The organism is Paenibacillus wuxiensis (assembly GCF_040195695.1).
Taxonomy (GTDB): domain Bacteria; phylum Bacillota; class Bacilli; order Paenibacillales; family Paenibacillaceae; genus Paenibacillus_B; species Paenibacillus_B suaedae.
Genome location: NZ_JBEFZI010000002.1, coordinates 171,848 through 195,369, shown reverse-complemented (window position 1 = coordinate 195,369; position 23,522 = coordinate 171,848). Strand labels below are relative to the sequence as shown.

At 43.5% G+C, this 23,522-nt stretch carries 21 protein-coding genes and 3 pseudogenes; 2 read left to right on the top strand and 22 right to left on the bottom strand.

Annotated elements, in window-relative coordinates; genetic code table 11:
• Positions 1 to 5 precede the first annotated feature (5 nt).
• The 7 genes from ABN764_RS04165 to ABN764_RS04135 form a co-directional block, all read right to left on the bottom strand.
• Complete coding sequence (locus ABN764_RS04165; protein WP_446671330.1) at positions 6 to 818, bottom strand: carbohydrate ABC transporter permease; 813 nt, start codon at positions 816 to 818, stop codon at positions 6 to 8.
• A gap of 73 nt (positions 819 to 891) precedes the next feature.
• Entirely contained in the window at positions 892 to 1,758 is an 867-nt protein-coding gene (locus ABN764_RS04160; protein ID WP_446671024.1) for a carbohydrate ABC transporter permease, read from the bottom strand.
• Positions 1,751 to 3,229, bottom strand: coding sequence for an ABC transporter substrate-binding protein (locus tag ABN764_RS04155; RefSeq protein ID WP_446671023.1), 1,479 nt, complete (start codon positions 3,227 to 3,229; stop codon positions 1,751 to 1,753). The genes ABN764_RS04160 and ABN764_RS04155 overlap by 8 nt, the downstream gene beginning before the upstream one ends.
• Positions 3,230 to 3,461: 232 nt before the next feature.
• Complete coding sequence (locus ABN764_RS04150) at positions 3,462 to 4,223, bottom strand: hypothetical protein (protein ID WP_446671022.1); 762 nt, start codon at positions 4,221 to 4,223, stop codon at positions 3,462 to 3,464.
• The gene (locus ABN764_RS04145) at positions 4,220 to 4,639 is read right to left on the bottom strand and encodes a sensor histidine kinase (protein WP_446671021.1); all 420 of its coding nucleotides are present in this window, start codon (positions 4,637 to 4,639) and stop codon (positions 4,220 to 4,222) included. The genes ABN764_RS04150 and ABN764_RS04145 overlap by 4 nt, the downstream gene beginning before the upstream one ends.
• The gene (locus ABN764_RS04140) at positions 4,567 to 5,658 is read right to left on the bottom strand and encodes a HAMP domain-containing protein (RefSeq protein WP_446671020.1); all 1,092 of its coding nucleotides are present in this window, start codon (positions 5,656 to 5,658) and stop codon (positions 4,567 to 4,569) included. The genes ABN764_RS04145 and ABN764_RS04140 overlap by 73 nt, the downstream gene beginning before the upstream one ends.
• 2 nt (positions 5,659 to 5,660) lie before the next feature.
• On the bottom strand, positions 5,661 to 6,317 hold the full coding sequence (locus ABN764_RS04135; RefSeq protein ID WP_174810199.1) for a response regulator transcription factor: 657 nt from the start codon (positions 6,315 to 6,317) through the stop codon (positions 5,661 to 5,663).
• A gap of 205 nt (positions 6,318 to 6,522) precedes the next feature.
• Between ABN764_RS04135 and ABN764_RS04130 the strand changes: the two are divergent.
• Positions 6,523 to 7,307 (top strand): annotated as a pseudogene (locus tag ABN764_RS04130) (transposase); the annotation flags it as partial.
• 99 nt (positions 7,308 to 7,406) lie between these two features.
• On the opposite strand, the gene ABN764_RS04125 reads toward ABN764_RS04130, so the two are convergent.
• The 4 genes from ABN764_RS04125 to ABN764_RS04110 all read right to left on the bottom strand — a co-directional run bounded on the left by ABN764_RS04125 (position 7,407) and on the right by ABN764_RS04110 (position 11,770).
• Positions 7,407 to 8,333, bottom strand: a complete 927-nt coding sequence (locus tag ABN764_RS04125; RefSeq protein WP_446671019.1) for a hypothetical protein — start codon at positions 8,331 to 8,333, stop codon at positions 7,407 to 7,409.
• Between the two features lie 117 nt (positions 8,334 to 8,450).
• Positions 8,451 to 9,560 carry a hypothetical protein gene (locus tag ABN764_RS04120; RefSeq protein WP_446671018.1) on the bottom strand — a complete coding sequence of 370 codons (1,110 nt, stop codon included), beginning with the start codon at positions 9,558 to 9,560 and terminating at the stop codon, positions 8,451 to 8,453.
• Positions 9,561 to 9,677: 117 nt separating this feature from the next.
• Positions 9,678 to 11,024 (bottom strand): extracellular solute-binding protein, encoded by a 1,347-nt coding sequence (locus tag ABN764_RS04115; RefSeq protein ID WP_446671017.1) that lies wholly within the window; start codon positions 11,022 to 11,024, stop codon positions 9,678 to 9,680.
• Between the two features lie 440 nt (positions 11,025 to 11,464).
• On the bottom strand, positions 11,465 to 11,770 hold the full coding sequence (locus ABN764_RS04110; protein ID WP_446671016.1) for a hypothetical protein: 306 nt from the start codon (positions 11,768 to 11,770) through the stop codon (positions 11,465 to 11,467).
• 138 nt (positions 11,771 to 11,908) lie between these two features.
• On the opposite strand from ABN764_RS04110, the pseudogene ABN764_RS04105 reads away from it, so the two are divergent.
• A pseudogene (locus ABN764_RS04105) lies at positions 11,909 to 12,076 on the top strand (DJ-1/PfpI family protein); the annotation flags it as partial.
• 424 nt (positions 12,077 to 12,500) lie between these two features.
• Here the strand turns inward: ABN764_RS04105 and ABN764_RS04100 are convergent.
• The 11 genes and pseudogenes from ABN764_RS04100 to ABN764_RS04050 form a co-directional block, all read right to left on the bottom strand.
• The gene (locus tag ABN764_RS04100) at positions 12,501 to 13,013 is read right to left on the bottom strand and encodes an RNA polymerase sigma factor (RefSeq protein WP_446671015.1); all 513 of its coding nucleotides are present in this window, start codon (positions 13,011 to 13,013) and stop codon (positions 12,501 to 12,503) included.
• Positions 13,014 to 13,354: 341 nt separating this feature from the next.
• Entirely contained in the window at positions 13,355 to 14,347 is a 993-nt protein-coding gene (locus tag ABN764_RS04095) for a hypothetical protein (protein WP_446671014.1), read from the bottom strand.
• A 242-nt stretch (positions 14,348 to 14,589) separates the two neighbouring features.
• Positions 14,590 to 15,951, bottom strand: coding sequence for an ABC transporter substrate-binding protein (locus ABN764_RS04090; protein ID WP_446671013.1), 1,362 nt, complete (start codon positions 15,949 to 15,951; stop codon positions 14,590 to 14,592).
• 106 nt (positions 15,952 to 16,057) lie between these two features.
• On the bottom strand, positions 16,058 to 16,342 hold the full coding sequence (locus tag ABN764_RS04085; RefSeq protein WP_446671012.1) for an RNA polymerase sigma factor: 285 nt from the start codon (positions 16,340 to 16,342) through the stop codon (positions 16,058 to 16,060).
• Positions 16,343 to 16,625: 283 nt separating this feature from the next.
• Positions 16,626 to 17,627, bottom strand: a complete 1,002-nt coding sequence (locus tag ABN764_RS04080; protein ID WP_446671011.1) for a hypothetical protein — start codon at positions 17,625 to 17,627, stop codon at positions 16,626 to 16,628.
• Positions 17,628 to 17,664: 37 nt separating this feature from the next.
• Positions 17,665 to 19,146, bottom strand: a complete 1,482-nt coding sequence (locus ABN764_RS04075; protein ID WP_446671010.1) for a DUF4179 domain-containing protein — start codon at positions 19,144 to 19,146, stop codon at positions 17,665 to 17,667.
• The gene (locus ABN764_RS04070) at positions 19,139 to 19,708 is read right to left on the bottom strand and encodes an RNA polymerase sigma factor (RefSeq protein WP_174809688.1); all 570 of its coding nucleotides are present in this window, start codon (positions 19,706 to 19,708) and stop codon (positions 19,139 to 19,141) included. The genes ABN764_RS04075 and ABN764_RS04070 overlap by 8 nt, the downstream gene beginning before the upstream one ends.
• 473 nt (positions 19,709 to 20,181) lie before the next feature.
• A pseudogene (locus ABN764_RS04065) lies at positions 20,182 to 20,381 on the bottom strand (LysE family transporter); the annotation flags it as partial.
• A 432-nt stretch (positions 20,382 to 20,813) separates the two neighbouring features.
• The gene (locus ABN764_RS04060; RefSeq protein WP_072729336.1) at positions 20,814 to 21,047 is read right to left on the bottom strand and encodes a glycine zipper domain-containing protein; all 234 of its coding nucleotides are present in this window, start codon (positions 21,045 to 21,047) and stop codon (positions 20,814 to 20,816) included.
• Positions 21,048 to 21,788: 741 nt separating this feature from the next.
• Positions 21,789 to 22,412 (bottom strand): LysE/ArgO family amino acid transporter, encoded by a 624-nt coding sequence (locus ABN764_RS04055; RefSeq protein ID WP_315746111.1) that lies wholly within the window; start codon positions 22,410 to 22,412, stop codon positions 21,789 to 21,791.
• 30 nt (positions 22,413 to 22,442) lie between these two features.
• Positions 22,443 to 23,441, bottom strand: coding sequence for a fatty acid desaturase family protein (locus ABN764_RS04050; RefSeq protein ID WP_446671329.1), 999 nt, complete (start codon positions 23,439 to 23,441; stop codon positions 22,443 to 22,445).
• Positions 23,442 to 23,522 lie beyond the last annotated feature (81 nt).

Sequence of the window (23,522 nt, the reverse complement as noted above, 5' to 3'; positions counted from 1 at the left end):
AAGGTCTATCCTTTTATTCCTGACAGCTGAATCCCTTCGACAAATCTGGATTCTGCATACAAAAACAATAAAACCATCGGAGCCATATAGATGACGGATGCGGCAAAAGCTACCCCGCGGGCTCCTTCTTGAATACGCGACAAGTATAAAGATAGCGGCTGCTTGAAGGAATCCTCCAAAAAAATGAGCGGCTGCTCCACCATATTCCAGTTGTCAACAAACAACAATACGATTAATGCAGCGATTCCCGGCTGAATCAATGGAACGATAATTTTGCAAAAAATCTTCCCATGTCCGGCTCCATCCATTTGCGCCGCTTCGATATACGTTTGCGGGATATGCAGCATGAACTGTCTCAGCATAAACACCCCAAAAGCGCTGAAAATTCCCGGCAAAATAATCGCGGATTCGGTGTTCATGATTCCGAGCTCATCCGCAATGATGTAGTTGGGGACTAACGTAACCTGAAAGGGCATCAGCATGGTGATTAAATAAACGAAAAATAGCTTATCCCTCCCCCTGAACCGCAGCTTTGACAGCGCGTAGGCAGCCAAAGATGCAACAAAGACCTGTCCGACAATGATCGGTACGACCAAGAACACGGAATTCCAAAACATTTGCAAAAACACGGGCTTAACAATCAGCACTTCCATATATTGATGAAACGATACCCAGTCAGGGATCAGCTTAAGATTAATAAAGGAGCTGACTTCTCCCACCGAAGTCTTGACCATCTTGCCGATTAGATCATAGTTAAGGTTAATTTCTTCCTCAGTCATCAATGAATTCGAAAATGTGACTACGATCGGGAAAAGCATGATCACAGCGACCGGGAAAAGCGCTATTGTTCGCACCAGCTTACGAAATACAGCCACTTCCACTCCCCCTCGCCTACTCCATAAAATTCCAGAAACGCCGCTCTATGGCCAGCATGGAGCTCACGAAAATCAGGATGCCCCCTACCATAACAACAGCCGCAGCGGTCAGCTTCTGAATATCCAGCGATAGAAACATGTTGTTCATATAATGCTGGAGCATGTAGATTTGATCATGCGGATAATCGCCCGCAATCAGATAGGTTTCGCGGAACACTTTGAACGAGTTGATAATGGACATGAGAACGACGAAAAACATCGTTGGCGTTAAATAGACGAATGTAATATGAGCCCATTGATGGAACTTTCCCGCACCTTCGATCTCCGCCGTCTCGTAATATTCCTTTGGGATGTTCCGCATGCCGGCCAAAAACAAAATGATGTTGTAGCCGATAGTTTTCCATATATATACGACCGCCAGCACGACGATAGCCCAGTCCGATTTCATCCAATCAACCCGTCCCCAATGCAAGCTTTGCAGCCATTCATTTAACGTTCCGTTCCAGTCGAATACGATTTGCCATATCATCACAATGGATGCGACAGGTACAACCATGGGCAATACAAAAGCGGTTTGCAGCCAATTCCGGATAAAAAGCCGCTGGTTCAACAGATGGGCAAATAATAGAGATAGAGCAACGATTAGCGGTACGCATACACCGGTAAACAGAAAAGTGTTAGCTGCCGCTTTGCGGAAGGAAGCGCTCTCCAGTAGCGACCCATAATTGTGCAATCCGACAAAAGAGCCGTTCCCCGGGCTATCCTGGAAAGAATACAGAACCCCCATGATAAAGGGAATCAAATAAAAGATGGCAAAGCCGATCAAGCTTGGCGACAGGAAGAGCGCAGCCACGGCCATTTCATTGCGCAGCAGCTTACTCATTCAGTACTGTGGTTACCCGATTTTGAATCAGTTCGGCCACAGCTTCCGGGGTTTTCTGCCCGCTGAAATAAGCAATCGATTCTTCCTGCACAATTTGATCGATTTTGTTCGTACTTTTCTGAGACGAAGAAGCAAGAGAAATGGTTCCGCTCATGAGCTTCTCCAATACATGATAGTTGGCTCCGTTCACGAACTTCTCCAAATCGTCAATATCCTTTTGGGTAATCTCGAATACTTGGCCTTTCATAGGGCCGACTTCTTGATCGGATTCCACCTTCCCCGTTTTCAGCAGCTCTTTTGCTCTCTTCTCATAGGAAGCTTTATTAATGGAGAAACCTGTGCTTTTCGCTTGAGATAGCATTCCTTCAGATACCATAAACTTGACAAAATCCCAAGCTTCCGGTTTAACAGATGACTTGTTGTTGATGCCGATCGTCATATACGTCCTGAACGTGGCTCCGGGTTTCCCCCCTTCCGGATTCGGACTCAAGTAGAGCTTCGACTTGTAAGCAATATTGCCCCCGAACTCGCTTTGCCTTAACGTGCGTATGTAATCGGCTGGTGAGTTGATTTGAACCAGGTTGAAAATTAGAGAAAATTCAGTTGAACTAATAATGTTATTGTCGTACAAAGATTTCACTTGCTTCATCATCTTAATAAAGTTGCTTGTATCAAATTTTGCTTTCCCATTGACTTGATCTATATAGGAACCGTATTGGTCATTAACAAATTTGGACAACATGTGCTCGGGCGCAATTCCCCCTAAGGCATATCGATAATATTCTTTATCCGCATTCTTGGTCAACTGTTTGGCGGTTTCGGAGAAATCGGCCCAAGTCCACTTCGTATCATCGAATGTAACTCCGCTCTTCTCGATGAATGTCTGGTTTCCCATTAAACCATAAACGAAAAAATATAGCGGCATCCCGTAAATTCCACCGTTGGCCTTAATACCATCCAGCACGTTATTGAAATAGTCCTCTTTTTTAAAATCCTTGTCGATGATTTTGGACATATCGGTTAATAAACCTTTGGAGATGTAATCGGCTGAAGGCAATTGATCCAAATTGATAAGATCGGGACCTTTGCCGGATAGCATGGCCGTATTCGTCGTTTTAACGAATTTCTCCATATCTTGTTCTATCGTGGAATCATCGCTTTCGACGGATTGCAGCTCAATCGTAATGTTAGGATGCTTGGCTTCATATTGCTGCTTTGCCAGCTTATAATAATCGTTTGAAAAGCCGGTAGAGAATACTACCGTTTTTTTCTCCGTAGTGGATGGGGGCGGCATCGCTCCTTCAGTTCCCGGCGACTCGGCAGCATGACCTTTCTGCATCGTTTGGGTTGTATGATCACTGGCGCTTCCTCCGGCTCTATTGCCGTCTTCGCTGCTGTTACCGGTACTGCTGCAGGCCGAAACGGCGGCCATAGAGAAAACGGTTGTCAGGATGATCAAAAACTTCTTCATTGGGCACTTCCTCTCAATTACAGTATGGTATTCACCACGCTCGCGGTTCTCCATCAGTATAATGAGCCGATATATGAGAAATTAGATGGACTTGTATAGAAGTTGTAAAATCAATCTCCACAAAGTGAAGCTTTGGCTTCGGTGTAATTTCAGATACTTTGCGAGGAGCCCCAAAATTAACAATAAAAAAGCCGATCGCTGTAGGCAATCGACCTGGAGACTATGAGTCTGGCTATTTAACTCGGATATAGTTCAGCAGCGCCATAATATCTTTACTGAAACCGCTGACTGCGTTCATATGAAAGCTTACCGTAACACTGTATGCTAGCGTTCGTTTATCTTTGCTCGTATAGAATACCTCCGCTTCACCATCCATACCCCATCGCGTCATGTCTTGATTCAGCGTCAAATCAGACAGTGGATAGCTTCCTTCTTTCTGAATGAACCGATTCGCAATATCAAAGACCTTATCTCTCGCAATCTCCTGCACGCGACTTTGCTTGCCGCCTGATCTCGAAATTTTGACAATATCGCCGTCTTTTGCATTCAGCACCACATCATATACCTCATTGGGCTTCACAGATTGGGTTAGGGTTACATAATACAGTCCTCTTGGAATTTGATCGATCAAGGAAGACTGCCCTTCTGGGATTCGATCGGGCAAGGTTGTGACGTCGTAAACTACAGGACCATCTTGCGGCCGCGGGCTGTTCAATAGATCGGTCAGCTTGTTCTGGTCTACGTACATCGATTCGAAGCGAAGCTCATCCAATGTCACATTCATTTCGTAATATGTATTGATCGCTTTTAAACTGAGCGTCTTCGCTGTTTCTTGAGAAAGCACGCCTTCATATTCCGGTTCGTTGCCCGGGTTCTCTTTCATGATTTGTTTGACCATCACTTTATCCTTGGGGATCGCGTTAAACCAGCCTTCACATCCGGTCAACAGCATAAGGATTACCATACACATAAACGCTAAAATCCATTTTTTCACAGATGTTCCCCGCCTTTCGATTGGACCGGGGCAAAGTCGACTTCGATGATCGTTCCCTGAATCTCACTGTCTGCAATATGAATGTCGGCATGGTGCAATCTGGCGACACTTTGGCAAATCGAGAGGCCAAGACCCGCTCCGTTACTGCTTCTCGTTCTTGCTTTATCCGCCATATAGAACGGCTCGAAGATTTTATCCCGATGCTCTTCAGCAATGCCGATGCCTTGATCGGCGATTTGAACAATATAATGGCTGCCGCGCCAGAAAGTATGCAGCTCAACGGTCTGATTCTCGGTCGAAGCTTTGATCGCATTGTCTACGAGATTGAAGATCAGCACCTTGATCAGGTCAGGATCGACAAGCAAGCTCCCTTCCTCGCAGTCCGTGACGATACAAATCCCCTTCTCCTTCGCCATGATCTCCAGCGCCGGCCAAATTCGGCAACAATGGCTTCGAGCTCATGCGGCACCATTTCGAAGCGATCCTCTTGAAGCAGAATCAAATCCATCAGCTTTAGGGATAACGATTCCAATCGTTTTCCTTCGGAATAAATCACATTCAAGCCGTCGAGGAACACCTCCTCGTTGTACTTGGTCGTCCTCATAAAATTGGCATAGCCGATAATGGAAGTTAAAGGCGTTTTTAACTCATGAGTAAAATTATCGATAAACCGTTGCTTTTGTTCATTGAGCCGTTCAAGATCCGAAATTTTATCCTCTACGACTGCCGCCATTTCATTAAAGTTGTTGGCGAGCACTCCAATTTCGTCCTTGGACTTCAATCGAACCCTTTCCGAAAAGCCACCTTGAGCGATAACCTTCGCTGTCTTGTTTAGCCGGTCTATGGATCGTGTCAATCCTCTGCTCACGAAGAACATAATCAACATAAACAGGAAGCAGGCAGCCAAATCCACCTTAAAGAAAAAATGATATTGATCCACCCGATCCTGATATACGGGAGTCACATCTACCATGTAAGTAAACATATAAGGTTTATGATTGATATTCGCCAGGTTTGAAGTAAAGAGAATCGTGCGCTGGTCGATGTCCCGCAAAATATAACGGATTTCATTCTCCTTCAGCTTGTCCAGCTCGTTGCGCTGAGCAGGCAGCGGAAAATTTATATTGCTGAACACCGGCCGGTTCGTTTTGTCCCTGATATCCAGGTACACCCGTTGATCACTGTTTTTATGTATAAATTCATTGGCAATTCTCGTTAATACCGTTTTCTCGTAATCAATAGAGTCATAGATGCGCAAAATCGGTACAATCGCCTCAACGCTCGTATGGATACTCATATGTTGACTCATCGCGTTGTTGATTTCTTGCTCTAGCATTTTGTTATGGCTCCGCTCAATGACCATGATGGAAGCTGCATGAAAGATGAGGAGAAATACGAGGATCGTGAAGACATAAATTTTCTGCCAAAACTTCATCCCTAGTCCTCCAGCCGGTAGCCCATTTTGTATATCGTCTTGATATGATCATGGAGATCCAATTTCTTGCGAAGCGATTTGATATGCATATCAACCGTTCTCGTCTCCCCATAATAGTCGTATCCCCATACTTTTTCGATGAACTGTTCTCTGGAGAGGGCAATATTTTTGTTTTTCAGCAGAACGATAAGCAAGTCGTATTCCTTCGGTGTTAGCTCGACGGGTATCCCTTGTTTGATGACTTCTCTTTTGTCCAAATCCACTTGAATCGTTTGAAACGTCATCAGCCGCTCTTCTTTTCCATATCTTCGCAACACAGCTTCGATCCGGGCCAGCAGCTCAATCGCTTCGAAGGGCTTGACGATGTAGTCGTCCGCTCCGAGCTTCAATCCGTTGACCTTGTCGTATATCGAGTTTTTCGCCGTCAGGAAAATGACCGGAATGCGGTAGGGCCGAATTTTCTCCATCAATTCGAATCCGTCCAGGTGCGGAATCATTACATCCAACAGGATGAGGTCGAACGGCCCCCGCTTCAGCGCCTCCAGCGCTTCCAAGCCGTCGTAAGCCTCGGCGGTCTCATAGTTTACTAGATTGAGGTTCATTTTAATAATTTTCGAGATATGAATATCGTCTTCGACAATCAATATTTTTTGTGTCATGACCTCAGCACTCCTTGCAAGCAGTTCTTATGTTCCATAATAAGGAGAATAGATTGCGACAGCAAGTGCAAGTGCGAAACGGAGAAAAACCGTTGCCGGATCGCGACTACCAATATAGTAACTGACAAAGGATCTACCTGGCGGCAGTTTTCTACCTTTCCAACAGATCCTTTGTTTTGTAAGCGGTTTATTGTAACCTTCTTAATTAACCGCATCGTTTCATGCGGAGTTATATAAACTTGTACCAGAAAACCACCTACTTCGCAAAATACATGCCACTGTAGATTTTGGATTTATTCATGAACTAGCAAAGCATTCCTACTGTAAGTATTATGGCAGACCTTACAGATCCTGTACAAGATGTGCTGAAACATGTGGTTGGCCAGTGCATGGAACAGGGATTGGTGAAAAGCAAATCCATCATTATGGACGCAACACACACGCAGGCAGGCAGCCAAAAGCAACGGCCGCTCGACGTATTGCGTGGTGCAGCCAAGCGACTGTTTCGAGTTGTCACCAAACATCATCCCAAGCTGGAGAAGAAACTCCCTAAGCTACCATCCGTCAAAAGTGAGCAAGCGGATGCCGAGCAATTCATGCTGGCCTATTTGGCGCAGCTTGGCCAGACGGTAGAGGAGTTCTTGCCGGATCATGAAGGTGCGGTGAGCGATAAACTTGGCATCGCTAAGCAGATTGTCGAGGCCGAGCGGCTACTCTCACATAAGGGGATTCTCTTAGCCATCGACCCAGATGCGCGCTTCGGCTGGAAGAGCAGTTCCAAATCGTTTTTTGGGTACAAAGAACATATTGCAATGACGGAAGAAGAAATCATTACCGCCCTAGAGGTGACACCGGGAAGCACCGACGACGGTAAGCAATTGTTGGCGTTGCTCGAACAGACAACACAAATGGAATAACGTAAGCGAAGGCTTCGAATATAACAAGGACGCCGATTTCGTCGTCTGTCCAGCTGTTGTAAACGCAAAGCGGATGGTAAAGCTAATAGAGCAAAAGCAGCCTATTCCTCAAGTGAGGATAGACTGCTTTTTTTCTCTTATGAGACTACTGCAAAACGAATACAGTTAACGTCTATTTGCTCGTTCTGATGTACACGGGTTTCTTTTCAGCATCCAACGCTGCTTGCAATACCGTCTCTTTACCTTTAACAAAATAATAATCTTTAAATAGGTTGTCCCACTTCACTTCACATCCCGAAATATCGATATTGAATAATTCCTTGGCAAGCGGAGCAACCACTTCCTTTGCATCTTTTTCCGTAACCTCTTGGTTGGTCGTTACCTTTTTTCTTGTATTATTAAATACGTTCAAGACCTTTCCCTTTTTTGCTTCCATCTGAAGTGAAACATCATTATCCTTAAGTGATAACGTTTGAACTTTGTCACCTTTAGAATAAAGTTGAGCTTCTGTGATTTCAAAATCATGATCAAATGCCGTTTTCATCGCTTTTGCTGCCGTTTCCAGCGACTTTGAATCGATCTCTTCCTTGGCAAGCTTTATTAAAACTCTACTCTCAAATTCCGCCTTACCCGATGCTTCCCAATGTGCCTCAAAATCCTTCCCTGTCAACCAATACGAAAAATAATCATCTTTTAATTTTTCATTTTTACCATCATAAAGGCGACTCAGAACCACTTCTTTATCAAGGACGTATGTTTTCTTCGCGTATGCACTTTTCAGTGCTTTCAGGATCTTCTCCTGATCCTGTTTGCTGATTTTATCGATTGGGATCGTTCCGTCGATCTGCCTTACTTCTCCTTTTTTATAATCGAAGTAGACGACATATTTTCCATCAATCGATGTAACCTTTGCATCTGTAGCAAATGTAGTCTCGGCAGCCTCCTGCAACTTTATCTCTTTCTCCGCGAATTGCTTTACCGCTTTTTGCAGCTTGGCCGCCAGCTTCTGGTCGATTTGAACCTTCTTATTATCCGTTTGCTTCTGCGTTTGCGCAGCCTCGGCTCCTGCAGCAATCGGGCCTGCCACGGCAACTAACATACTGGATACGATCATAGACGCTAGAATTGCTTTTTTTAAATTCATATTCTCATTGCGTACCACTGGTATATCGCTGATACTAAGTCAAAATATAATTAAATGGTTCATTTGCAACGTTTATTTAGATTTCACTTCCATATCTGCTACATAACCGTCGAACTGCGCATCAGCAGCTTTCCCTGCGCATATGTATACAATCTTTTTATTCGCATCGAGCGCTGCTCTCACATTCATGCCATTTTTGCTGGTGAAATAATAATCCTTACTGTGTTCATCCCATTTCACGCTATGTCCATTCATGTCGATATTAAATAATTTCTTCGCTAACGGGGCAACCGCTTCTTTCGCCTCTTTTTCTGAAATTCCCTTATGATCTCGTACTCTTATTCCAAACTCATTGTACATGCCTTTTATTTCTCCTGTATTGGGATCCGCATAAACCGTAACTTTGCCGTCATGAAATACCCACGCTGCCTCTGCTTTATTTTTCCCATGAGCCGTTATTGGGAATACATTAACTGCAAGCTGAGCACTTGTCATTTCAAATTTATGTTGAAACGCCGTCTTAGCAGCAGCTATAACTGTTGACAGCAATTTCGGATCAAGCTCTTTCTTATCAAAATCAATACGGAGATAATCAGTTTTCAGTTGACCATCATCATCAAAATCGATTGAGGAAGTGGAGAAATCTTTTCCTTTCAATTCGTACTGTTTCTCCTTAGATAGCTTTACTCTGTCAAGAGGATTATATGCTCTAACGTTTCGTTTACGCACCCAAACTTCTTGTTCAAAGGCGTACTTCTTCTTTGCATACTTTGCATATTTCGCATCTATTACTTTCAACCACTTTAAGACTTCTTCTTGATGCTGCTTGCTGATTTGGTCGATCGTGGTTTGGCCGCCTACCAACAAGATAATTTCCTTATCCTTAAGACTGTCAAATTGTACACAATATTTTCCATCTACCGATCGAACTTCTGCCAGACCCGCACTACTCTTATTATAAATTAATTCACGCTTGCCCACCTTCTGCAATTCAACATCTTTCCCGGCAAATAATTTTATCGCTTGATTCAGCTTTTCAGCAAGCTTCGGATCTATTTGAATCGTCCGGTGATCCGATTGTTTCTGTTCTTGCGCCTTGGCCCCCGCAGGAATCGGGCCTGCCAATGTAGTCAGCATGCTGGATACGACCAGTGTTGCGACGATTGCTTTTTTCAAATTCATGATAAATCCTCCTATGTAATTACTTGAATATAAAATCGATTAGATATTTTAGCGTAGGAATTGGTAAATAACCACATAACATTCCATTAACATCAATTAAGAACACGTTACTATTCCTTAAGGCTTCTTACCTGACGCTGCTCGCGCTTGTATAAGCAACTCTTGCGCCTTGGCCTCCAATACTGCAGCCGCTTCATCCACTGACTTCTTGTTATCTACAACGGCTTGCAGCTCTTCCCGCAGCGGCTCATCGAACAGCGTGAAGAACTTGAATGGAACACGACCGCTCTGCCGTATGGAGTCAGCCTGCTTGACCTTCAGCATATAGAACGCTTCCATGCTCTTGCCCTTGAATTCCTTCACATATCCGGTACGCGAAGGCAAAGTGCCGTCCATCGTTTTCGAACGGGCATGAGCCATTTCCGGGCCGCACACGAACTTGACGAATTCCCATGCAGCTCGCTTATTAGACGAGTCGGCGGCAATCGCAAAGAGAGAGTCAAGGTACACGCCTGTAGATTCATCCGCAGGATCAATCGGTACCGTGACAGCTTCCCACTCTACCGGCGCCTTATCCGTGTTAAATCCGACTTCTCCCGCATGGGGGACACCTTTGAACGTCATCGCGGCAACGCCGTCGTCGAAGAGGTTTTGCGACGAATCGAGTTGAGCTACGGGGTCGAAATATACCACATTGTTGCGTACTGCATCCGTAGCCAGACTCATCGCCTCTTTCCAGCCTTTGGAATTAATGAGCACCTTCTCTCCCATCGGATCGAACAGCTGCAATCCGTAGGTCTTGGCGATATCGTACATCAAATCGCCAACACCTCTCAAGTCATCAAGAAAAACGCCGTGCACCGGACGATCGCCGTGTTTGATATTGGAAAATCTTGCACCTAGCTCGAAAACCTCCCGCCAGGTCATCTTGTTCGTTGGCGGATCGATCTGATTCTCCCGGAACAATGCGGTGTTATAACGCAAAGCCTTATTGTAGACTGCAGGAGTCAGCCCATATAGCTTGCCGTCGCCTAAATTTTTGATCACATCGATCAGTCCCGGCATGAACCCTTCGATATCATAGTTGTCCTGCCGAATCGCTTCCTCTATGCCGTACAGCTTCCCATTGGCGGCGAATTGCTCAAAATTTTGCTGATCCAGCAATAGCACATCTGCTCCAGAGCGCTCCAACAACTTCCTTACCTCTGAATCATATTCATCTGGAATAATCATTTTCCCGAGATTTTTCAGTACCTGAATTTTAGGGATGACTTCAACTTCAATTTGCGGGTAGTTCATCTTAAAATATTTTCCATAATCCAGGTCAAATGCTTCCTCAGTCTGATAGATCACCTTGATTTTGCTTGGCTGTAAAGGCTCCAGCACTTCCTTCTTGCCGAAGCAGCCGCTCATTAAGGAAACGATCATTAGCAGCAAGATCACAATCTTCCATCTATTATGCATATTTTCTATCTCCCTCTTTGTTCAAGCGCAGTTTGCAATGAACCCTGTACTTCTTCTAGTTTCAAACTGAAAGAAAGGTTAGTCCGATAACGTCTATTTGCTCGATCTGATGTACACGGGCTTCTTATCAGCATCCAACGCTGCTTGCAATACCGTCTCTTTGCCTTTAACAAAATAATAATCTTTAAATCGGGCCTGCCACGGCAACTAACATACTGGATACGATCATAGACGCTAGAATTGCTTTTTTTAGATTCATTTCATTTCCTCCTATGTATGAATTGATGAGTTCTACTTTTATGCTAACATTGAATAAATAAGATTCAACTTAACATAATCTGAATATAATTTAAGAATAAAATCAGAAATAAAATACAGCCAGATGGAGGCTTCTTACCCATTCAATATAGCGAAGACCCTTTTTGATTCACTTATTGCCCCTACCTAGTTTCCCGCAATCGTTCTAACATTTCTTGCCCCTTGATCTGAAGCTCGGCAACCGCATCGTCGAGCGTTTCCTCTTTGTTAATAATGGATTTCAGCGCAGCCGACAATAACGAATCGAATTCAGCTTGGAAACCTGGTGGAATGCTTTTTTTATCTAACACACTGCTAGCTTCCATTGGCTTCAGGAGGTAAAAAGCATCCGTTTCCCGCCCTCTAAAATCCTTGAAATAGTCTGATCGCGTAGGCAGCGTATCGTTCATTGCCTTCCCAGCAACCTGCGCCATTTCCAGTCCGTTCACGAATTTGACGAATTCCCAAGTTGCCGCTTGTTCGGAGAATCCGCAGATATGGCATAGATCTTCGACAATTTCACGTAAGCCGATTCATCAGGCTTTGCAGGATTAACTATCGGGTTTCAACTTTTTGGATACAATTTTTTAGACGTTATTGAGCAAAGTTTCGTAAACGAAGGAAATATCTCGACTGCCGCAGGTTGTTTTGCTGCTCAAGATCTCTCAGCTTGGATTATAAGAACCCTAATTAATGAAGAAATGGTTGACACTGTGCTAGAAACTGTTCAGCCAGTGGGCAGCGGATTCGATTGACGTTTCAGGCCATCGAAGGATTCGTCATGTGCAGTTGCTTCGCAACGAGACTGGTACAGATGATCTCCTTGCGCTTTTCTGAGTGCGCTCCTAACCTGCTCTTCCGCTATCTCCGAACAAATAATTCGTTCCAAGCATGAAATGCCTGATATTGACGAGGATTTTCTGGCTCCTTAAGCGTTAGAACTTTCAACTCATAACTTTATATGTACCGACTGCGATGTTTCCTGTTCTTTTTCTTGGTTATACATATTTAGTATTATTCCCCTTACCCTAATTGCTTTTCTCGCTTCCATTTCTTTTTGTTGGTACTACCTGCCATACCGTACCCTTTTACCATGTCTTTGTTCTTTTTGGGCTCCATTATGTCATGCTCTCATTGGCTGCATATGCGAAGGAAATTACCGGACGGTCACTGGGTATATTACATGCTCCCTCTACGGCTCTGTTTAAACAGCTTGATCGTGTTATCAATTTTCGCTTTGATCGTGTTGAGCGGCATTTCCGTCATCTCCGTAATTTCTTCTATCGTATATCCTTCTACATACTTCAGTTGAATAAGCAATCGCGTCATTGGCGACTGTTGTTTCATAAAGGCTTGCAACTCCAAATTCTCTTCCGTCGTTTGGCGTTTTACAAGTCCCTTAACTTCTTCATCATCGATGAAGACAATTAATTTACTATTGAGCAAATGGGATTTGCATTTATGAATCACAATCCGATTGAACCAAATATTGAATCTTTCCGGATTATCGAGTTTTTGGATATTAATAACGGCTTCTTCCACAGCATCACACACCGCGTCCATGCTGGCGGCTTCATCGAGTAAATAGCTATTCGCAATTCGGTACGATTCGTCTTGAATTTGTTGTATTACATACGCGAAGCTATTCATATCGCCCCGCTGCGCACGGTCAATCATCATCTTCTGATCCATAGTTTCTCCTTGGCAACGAGGCATGAGTGCTCAAAATAGTTCTGGAATCTTCACATATAATTATATTCGGATGTTTTTTTAAAATGAAGATTCTGTCACTGTGGCTCTCTAGCAGCATTGTTATCATTCGATTTTTTGTTGCACTCATAGTAACTCCCGGTTCCATTAAGTCTAAAAATGTCTTTGATTATAGAGGTATTGTTCGTAAAAGCGGTTAATATCACGCTAATGAGGGTAACTGACAAAGGATCTGCCTGGCGGTAGTTTTCTACCTTTCCAACAGATCCTTTGTCTTATAAGCAGCTTATTGTGATCTTATTAGAATCTCATCGTTCTGAGCTTTAATTTTTCAGGCCCTTCATCGGCTGCTGCTCGAATGTATGGAATGTCCCTTTTGGATTGACAAGCGCGATAACGGTCGGCTGTCCTTGCTTTGTGAACGTATAGCGGTCGAGCTGTATCGCTACCTTCGATCCCTTCAAATCAACGCCAAATAGCTGCTTTACCGTCGGCGCGGCCTTGGCTATCGCCTGTTCGGACGTGAGTATCGGCTGGGCAAACGCTTGCTTATATTCATCGTCGGATTTAAAGGATTCTTCTTCTCGAAGCAATACGGCCCCCCATATCTTCCCGGTAATGGCTCCGATGTGGAGGATACATATCTTCAATTCTGCATCAATGAACTCTAGTACCTTGCCCTCCTTGTTCTGAGGATTATGATTCAAGTTCACCCCATTAAGTACCTTTACGTCCTGCCCGCCGTTTAATAGTTTCATCGTTTTGCGCGCAATATCAACCTTTGATTTGTCTGGTGCCTTCGCATAGCTAACTGTTGCCTTTGTTACTTTGCCGCTTTTGCCATCAATCGTGACAGAAGCGAAATTCTGACCTTGCAGGATCCATGTATCCTGTCCTCTATATGCGCCTTTCACCTGTGCCATCTTCGGATCCAATTCTTTCAATTTATTCTTGCCCGTTGTCAAAATGGACATAGGTACATCCTTAAGATCTGCAACTAAGCTGAAAGATACGATTTCTCCAGATTGCGAATTGACGACAATGTCTCCGCGTTTATCCTTAAGCTTGAACATAATGTACTCCCCATCAGGCAGATTCGGCATTCCTACCCGCGAATAATCCGCAATTTCATAAGCCGAATTTGGCATGGCATCCTTTATTGCCTTTTTCACCTTCGCAATGATGTCTTCGCTAACTTCGATTTTGGCCTTCGATTGTTGGGCAAAAGCCCTTGGCAAATAAGCCTCTTCGGATAAAACTCCTATAGAGAGTGCACTTACAAGCATTACAGCGACAACTGTTTTCTTCACATTCATTTCGATTCCCTCCTAAAGTTGAAAAATTATAAACAAATTTTCCGCAATCATGACAAAAATGTATTTCATGAAAAAGTGCGCCGGTTGATCATCGTCTAAGAACCCTTTCTTCTTACTTGCCTCCATGTCTATGTATACTTCATAATCGAACGATTGGATCGCTATAAGACAAAAGGGCAATCCTTTGTTATTCACTTGAAAGAGAACGTCAGAATACAGAAGGTTCCCCTGTAATCAACTTTTCAGGGAGAGGTCTGCTCTTTTTTCTCCCTCTCCTCTATATGCGCCTTGTTCAGCATTTGCTGCCCCTTCGCTTCCAGCTCATTGACCGCCTCATCCGGCGTCATCTCGCGCTGCATGACCGCTTGCAAAGTTTTGTCCAACAATTCACTGAACGGTGAGTAGAAGTCTTCCGGCACATATTTGTTGCCGTACCCTACCCAGAATCCCAAGCTCCCTTCAACAGGCGAAGATTCCGTAGATGACTTGGGCTTCAACATATAGAACGGTTCTGTGCTCCTGCCCTCCAATTCCTTGAAAAATTGGTTTCTCGTCGGCAAAGTAGATATCGGATTGCGGGAAGCAACCTTCTCCATGCTCGATCCATTGACGAATTGGACGAACTCCCAGGCAGCCCGCTTGTTCGCGGAGTCCGCCATTACCGCAAAAATTTCCGACAAGCGCACCTTGGAGGACTCGTCAGGTCTTGCTAAGTCGATCGGTACCGTAACGATTTCCCAATTGATAGAGCTCAATTTTTTATCGCGCAGAGGGGCATGCCGCAGCTCTTTGGCGAACCAAGGGCCATCCATGACCATGGCCGCCTTCCCCTGAAGGAACAGATTGTTCATCCCTTCTAATTGTCCGGGCGGATAATTCCGCACCGCATCCGTTGCCATCCGAATGGCTTGCTTCCACCCGTCGGATCGGATGCGCATCGTCTCCCCCTTCGCATCAACGACTTGAAGGGAAGAAGTCGATGCGATATTTATCAATAATTCGGAAGGACTTTGATACAAACCGTAAATTTCGTTATTTCCAGTTCTCATATCGTCAAAGCGCTTAGATAAAGACAGCACTTCCTGCCAGCTCATCTTGTTGCGCGGCAGTTCGATGTTGTACGCTTGGAACAAGTCGCGATTGTAATAAATCACTTGATTATAAAAATAAGGGGTCAGCCCGTACAGCTTCCCTCTTCCTTTCGTACGAATCATATCGATCACGCCTGGCATGTAGCCTTCCATGTCGAATTTTTCTTGTGCAATAATGTCATCCAACGCATAGAGCTTTCCTTGCTGCGCATACGATTCGAACATATGCTCACTCAACAGCACGACGTCCGGCTTGTGCTTGTCCAGCAGTTTTTCCATATCTGCTGCCGTATCCGCCTCAGCAGTGCTAATGATTTCAACCTCAATATTCGGGAATTTGACATTGAAATATTTTCCGTAATCGCGGTAGAACGATTCCTCACTGTAATAAGTCACTTTTATTTTCCCCTTGTCCTCATCCAATGGATGTAATACCGGCTTTTCCAAAAAACATCCCGTTAATACAGACAACATGCTCAGCAGCAATATGCCCAACCTCCATCTTTTACTCAAGCCTTTCTCTCCTCCTTGTATTTGAATAGCCTCTCGGCATTCGCCGAGGCAGCTTAATTTTATATGTACCGACTGCGATGCTTCCTGTTCTTTTTCGGCTCCATTATTACATGCTCTCATTTGCTGCATATGCGAAGGAAATTACCGGACAGTCACTGGGTATATTACATCCTCCCTCTACGGCTCTGTTTAAACAGCTTGATCGTGTTATCAATTTCCGCTTTGAAACGGCTTCTTCCACAGCATCACACACCGCGTCCATGCTGGCGGCTTCATCGAGTAAATAGCTATTCGCAATTCGATACGATTCGTCTTGAATTTGTTGTATTACAAACGCGAAGCTGTTCTTATCGCCCCGCTGCGCACGGTCAACCATCATCTTCTGAACCATAGTTCCTCCTCGGCAACGAGGCATGAGTGCTCAAAATTATTCTGGAATCTGCAACAATCACTGCGGCTGCAATCCCCCTGACCCAAGTTTTTTCTTTTTATAGATTGCATCTATATCAGCTTTCTTAACTCTAAAAAGGTACCCTTTTATTAAGTTCATATCACGCTTAATGAGGGTAACTGACAAAGGATCTGCCTGGCGGTAGTTTTCTACCTTTCCAACAGATCCTTTGTCTTGTAAGCAGCTTATTGTGATCTTCTTATGATTTCATCGCTTTTGCGGGTTAATTTTTCAAGCCCTTCATCGGCTGCTGCTCGAATGTATGGAATGTCCCTTTCGGATTGACAAGCGCGATAACGGTCGGCTGTCCTTGCTTCGTGAACGTATAGCGGTCGAACTGTATCGCTACCTTCGATCCCTTCAAATCAACGCCAAATAGCTGCTTTACCGTCGGAACGGCCTTGGTGATCGCCTGTTCGGACGTGAGTATCGGCTGGGCGAACGTTTGCTTATATTCATCGTCGGATTTATAGTATTCTTTTTCTCGAAGCAATTCGGCCCCCCATACTTTCCCGGTATCCGCTCCGATATGCACGATGCGCAAGATAGAATTCTTTAATTCTTCATCATAGAACTCCAGCACCTTTCCCTCCTTGTTCTGAGGATTATAATTTAGGTTCACCCCGTCGCGCACCTTTACGTCCTGCCCACCGTTTAATAGTTTCATCGTTTTGCGTGCAATATCAACCTTAGATTTGTCTGGCGCCTTCGCATAGCTAATTGTTGCCTCTGTTACTTTGCCGCTTTTGCCATCAATCGTGACAGAAGCGAAATTCTGACCTTGCAGGATCCATGTATCCTGTCCTCTATATGCGCCTTTCACCTGTGCCATCTTTGGATCCAATTCTTTCAATTTATTCTTGCCCGATGTCAAAATGGACGAAGGTACATCCTTAAGATCTGCAACTAAGCTGAAAAGTACGATTTCTCCGGATTGTGAATTGACGACAATATGTCCTCGTTTGTCCTTTAGATCGAAACCAATGTACTCCCCGTCAGGCAAATCCGGCATTCCTGTCCGTGAATAATCGGCAATTTCATATACCGAATTAGGCATGGCTTCCTTTATTGCCTTTTTCACCTTAGCAATGATGTCTTCGTTAACCTCGATTTTGGCCTTCGCTTGCTGGGAAAAAGCCCTTGGCAAATATGCCGCGTCAGTTAAAACTCCTGCAGAAAGTGCACTTACAAGCATTGCAGCAACAACTGTTTTCTTCACATTCATTTCGATTCCCTCCTAAAATACGCCAAACCTTAGTGTCTTATTTGTCTTCTGTCGGCATTGGCAATGCTACTTTCCAATCCAGGTCATAGCTCTTTTCTGCCAATTCTGAAGTAAGACTAAGCTTTTGAGGGAGTTCTTTCATGTCATAGCTTTGCAATTTCATTCGGATATGGTTTCTGCCTTGTTCATCCTTCCCTATCATTTTAAAGTCTCCACCTGTTACATCGTATACTTTGCCCGCTTCATCTTTTATCGTCCAACCAAAACGATTAATAATTTTATCTGTGTCATCATCCATTAAAATCGTATCTGCTATATTAATATGGGATATATCCTTTACATAAGCCTCTAGTAAAATCGTAACGTGCTTCTCAGTCTTTGGAGATGCTTCATTTAATGGTTCGTCAAAGGATACGGACTTGATCTCAATCGTTTTGCCATCCATATCTACTCGTACAGGTTTGTCGGCAAGCTGTTTTGGCTCAAATGATATGCCTAGCTCATACGGTTCTGTTTTTACTAAAGAATCCAATACTAGCGTATATTGATGATCAGGAGACAGTGGAGCAAATCCATACTGCCGATTCAAATGACCGTATTCTCCCAAGGCCTTGCTTGGCGTATCCAGCGCCCTAGTTAAATCTTTTACTTTCTCTCCTTTTTCATTTTCAACATGGAAATTCAGCTTAAAATCATCATAGCGAACATAAGGATCAGCTGAATCTACTTTTCCTTTCACTTGTTTGCTTTCCTCTACTAATCTTTTCTTTGCCTCTTCCGTCCATTTCGTTTCATAATCCACACTAGCAGCAGTCGGTGAATACATAATGCTATTTAGTTTGATTTGCAGTCCCTGTGGTGTGGTATACGTCTTATCGATTGGCAGCACCTGAGAAGCCTTCGTTGTTTTTTCTAAATCAAAAGGAATCTTCAAGGCCCAATTTCCCTCGACAGAGTCGATCTGATTTCCCTCGAACTGTAGTACAAGCTTCTGATCTTCTGTTTCCCCGGGTTTTTTTAGAGTGACATATCCGTAATTTTCGCGGTTTTGTACCCCATATATTCTAGTTTCTTTAATTATATTCCCTTTCGAATCTGTCACCTCTACGTTACTTATGTGAAGCTTATCCGGATGAATAAAGTTATTCTGCTGATCCTTGATCGAATAAACGGCTACAATTCTCATTGGATCGGCCAATATCTCCTCTATTTCAAGAGTATAGCCCTGATCAGTAACAGAGGCATTTACCTTCTGTGAAAAACCCTCCTGTACTGCATGTTGCAGTTCTTGATCAGAACTATCAAATAACGATTTAACATAGGCCGCAAAGGTAGGACTCACCGAAATCGTTAAAAGCAGAGCGCAGCTAATGGAGACGGGAAGTACCCAAGTGCCTAGTAAACGCGACCTTTTTCTTTTAGCGGCTGCCACTTCGTAAGGGATCACAAAATTAGGCTGATCCAATTCTCCAGCTACCTTTTTTAGAGTTTGTGTAATCTGTTGGTCAAGATTAGTCATGCATGATCACTCCCATCTCGGTAATTACCTGTTTTTCTTGCTTAACTTGCATGTTTTCAGCAATTAACTTTCTGGCCTTATGCAGCCTTGATTTTACCGTCCCCTCAAACACACCAAGGATTTTTGCAATTTCAGCTACACTAAACTCTTCATAATAATAAAGAATAACGGCAGAGCGATGCTTCGGCGTCATCAACTGAATCGCTTGCCAAATTTGTTGCTCTTTCTCCCTTTGCAGAATACTCTCCAATGGGTTTTGTCCAGGGTCAATAGAGTCCATATATTCTTCTGTATTTTTCTTTCTACGCACTACATTAAGTGCACGATGTGTCACAATTTTCATAAACCAAGCTCGAAACGATGTCCCTTTTCGTTCATCATATCGATATAGGGATTGATACGCTTCCCATAGAGCTTCTTGAACGGCATCCTGAGCGAGATGGTAATCATGGACGATCAAATAAGCAACTCGAAATGCACTAGTTAAGTGAGGTTGAACAAGTGTTTCAAAATCAACTGGATTTCCCTCCTTGGGTATTGGATAATGATTGCTTTCTTTCACTTCAAAGACCTCCTCGTTTTTCCTTTCACTTCTTATTCACCAGTTCTCGTATTTTGGTTCATTAAAAGAGAAAAAAACTTTTCCCTCACTTGGGTGAACTGGTTGATGATCAAATTAACAGAGCTTGTTTACATGTAATTAACTCTGGAAAATACAAAAAAGAGCCGCAACCGCGACTCAAACAAGTCAACTGAAAAAACTGCCGTCAAATATGTTCCATGTACGTAAATCAACCGGTTCCAGGTATACCCATCAGGCAGAGATAGCTCAGCTCCGCGTTTCATTGTGTATCTGTGTCTCATCCGGATTGTCCTCTGAGAAATGCAATGACCAGCCTACAACCTCATTATAATTAATAAATTGATGTAAAAGTCAACTTCTCGATTACTTCGATTTTGTTTATTCGATTTATGCCATAGGCTGGACCACTGACCTTTAAGCACGAATACCGCCTGGCATTCCTCTCCCATAGTAAACGGAATATTCAGGAAATGAATTACTCCAAAATAAACGAGCAGCATAAATACTCTCTCGGCAGCCATTGCACCAAGACCAACGAGCCTAGCATGCAATAATCCCCCTCTTATCCCCCGATCCATCTGAGCAGCATTATCGGGCTATTTGGAGCGGCCAATGATAAACCTAACAGGTAGTGATTAATCGATATATTCACTATCGTACCTCCTCATATGTACTGCTTATAGATATATGAGGGGTATACAGCAATAAATCTACTCTCATAGAGCACATTACTTAAAAGATTCAATCTGTACCTAAATTTGTACGACTGGATAGGAGGACTTGCTGTGACTAATCCACTTGCAACGCATGAGGTGTTGGAAATCCATGAGCTAATGAATTTCAAAAACACCTGCATGAACAAAACGGCATCTATGTACAATTTGGTTTCATGTGAACAGTTAAAAGCATTGATGGAAACGTGAACGACAAGTTATAGCAAAATACGTAACACTGCAGCTGTGGTTTAGATTAATCATTGCAGCGTGAGGATAGTAACGGTATCGAGAGAATATTGACAATTGTATCAAAAATAGAGGGTGCGGAGTTTCCTCAGCACCCTGATTTTTCTCACTAAAATATGGAGCTAGTCCTGTTTATCCTGTTCAGATCCGGTATTATTATCAACTTGATCGCCAGCCTTGTTGCCCAACGATGCGCCTACGATACCACCTACAACGGTTCCCACAGGACCCAAAGCGGAACCAACTACAGCACCTACGGCACCGCCACTCACTGTTCCTACAGTCTCTCCAGTTCCCAGACCAGCCGTGTTTTGTTTCGTATCATCGTTTCGGTTACGTTCGTTGTGTTTGGCCATTTCAGTCACTCCTCATTTTGTGATAGGAAACGCTGCTGTTGCCTGCGTATCATTCCAAAACATATCGTTCCCTACCCTAACTAAATTGATTCACTGGGTGCTACTGGGTGCTTTAAGTAATCCCCTCCAAATAATTTCTCTTCTACTGAAAGATAGGCTGAAATTCACATTATTGATTTGAATTCAATCTAAGTTACGATAACGGAAATGCATAATGTAAGGACAGAAAAACAATGATAACTGTAATGAGTACCATTTATGAAATTGAGTTCCTATACCATGCATTCAGATTTCGAAAACTCATTTACACGAATTCACCTGTTGTGTTATGCGAATCAAAACGCAATTATAGCTGAGGAGATCCATCCTGAAATTAACAGCCATGGCTGTCAATTTAGCCCTCAGCAAGTAAAACAAGAACTGGATCAACTGACGAGCTTTTATTCGAATTATATCATATCGAGAAATCCATAAGTCGTGGAGATGACGTTCACTGCTAAGATCGGAATGAAATCGAATGAATCTCTAAGGGTAAAGAATTGATATTGCACAATATACGAGCAGCGATGCCATGATGATAATGGCTTCCTGTGCTTTGTAAGTACGAATAGTCGATTTCAACTTTGCATAGATATGTTCTATTCATAAACGGAGACGTCATCAAAGAAAAAAACCGCTTTTACGCGGTTTGTAACGTCACTATTTTTTGTCATCCGACAAGTACATGTAGCCTTTCAAGTCTCAAGCCATCAATTGTTCAATCAGCTGCTTTACTATGTATATCGCAACAGCCCAAATAATAATGGCCGAAATTTTATTGATATTACGGATTAACCTACCATTGCTATCTAATTTACCTACGGCCTTCCCTGCAATCGCAAGCGCAAAAAACCAGCACCAAGATACAACGACGCAAGCAACAGTAAATACAAACTTTTCATTTCCCGTGTAACTTAATGAACTTGTGCCAATGACGCCTATCGTATCTAAGATTGCATGAGGATTTAGCAACGAGACAGAAAGAGCAAATAATATCTGCTTCTTGGCATTTAATACATTCCCGTCTTGCTCCGTGTTAGGAGGCTCACTCTTCCAGACGGTCCATCCCATATAGACTAGAAACACCAGCCCGGCACCAAAGAGAATAAGCTGCAGCCATGCAAGCTGCAATACAACGAGTGATACACCCAGCACGGCCAGCAAGATTAGCAAGGTGTCACATAATGCGGCAGTTAGGATTACGGGTAACGCACGCGAAAATCTCTTCTGCAATGCACCTTGATTAAATACGAATACATTTTGCGCCCCTAGTGGAATAATGAGACCGAAAGCTAATGCGACGCCATGAAAAAATGCAACAGTCAAGATCCTTCCTCCTATTGTCCTGCTGAGATGCTATTCTATTCTTTTATTGCGGCCAAAGTGCTTTCCACAGATGTCTTCGATGGCGCTAAAGAAGCCAGGAACAAATGATTTAAAAAATCCAGTGCAGTGATGCGCCTTCCTATATTCCTCGTCCTCCATTAGCAGCAGATGTGCTTTCTTCAAGTTGTAATGAGGTACAGCCGGAAATAGGTGATGAACTAGGTGGAAATTGTCGTGGTGGGGATGAATTAAAAAACGTTCAAGTGGATTGCCGAACGTATTGCGGCTTGCGTACAGTTCATTGTCTGTCTTCAGACCGGAATGCTCTGCCATCTCAGCCCAGTATCGAAAGATCTGGAAGGTCGTTAGCAATGGAACAAACCAGAATAATAAGAGTTCTTTCCAAAAGCCGAAAGAAATACTACTTGCTATTATTGTAAGCCAATAAATTGATTTGGCAAGCTTTTCTGACCGTGGTTCTTCCTTGGAAAGGATGTTTACACGAATCGTACCGTAAATATACTTAGGAACATGTGTTAGGGTTAAGGGCTTGAGGATGTGACGAATCAGAAACTGTCTGATACTGTCCTGTGGCTTATCCAGCCCGATCAACGCGTAGCGCTTCGTATCTGGGTCTTGTACTGGATCCCACAGATGCTTGTGATGCATATAATGTGATTTGCAATAAGTCGTGTAGGAAGTGAAGACAGGAAATGCTACAAAAAAGCAAGCCATCCACTTATTCAGGTTGCGGTTCTCGAATAACAAAATATGACTGGCCTCGTGCATTAAGTTGTCGAAGGCTCTCATCCTGCTGCCAATCATGCAGAGACTAATCAAGTACATCCACCAGCTTGGATAAGCTTTGGCCAGATAGATACCTGCTGCAATAATCAGCCAGTCGTAACTAATTGCGAAGAAGTTATACCAATTGTTCCTCTTCTGCAGCTCTTGTATCTTCTTGCGTATCTCGGTTGAGAAGGTCGCCTTCTTCACGATATGTTTCTCGCTGCGTACAGCCTCTTCCATCATTATGCCTCCTTCTTAGCTTTCTCTTCATCAACAAGGATTCTGTCTTAGTAAAGAACTAATGATACTAGGTGACATATC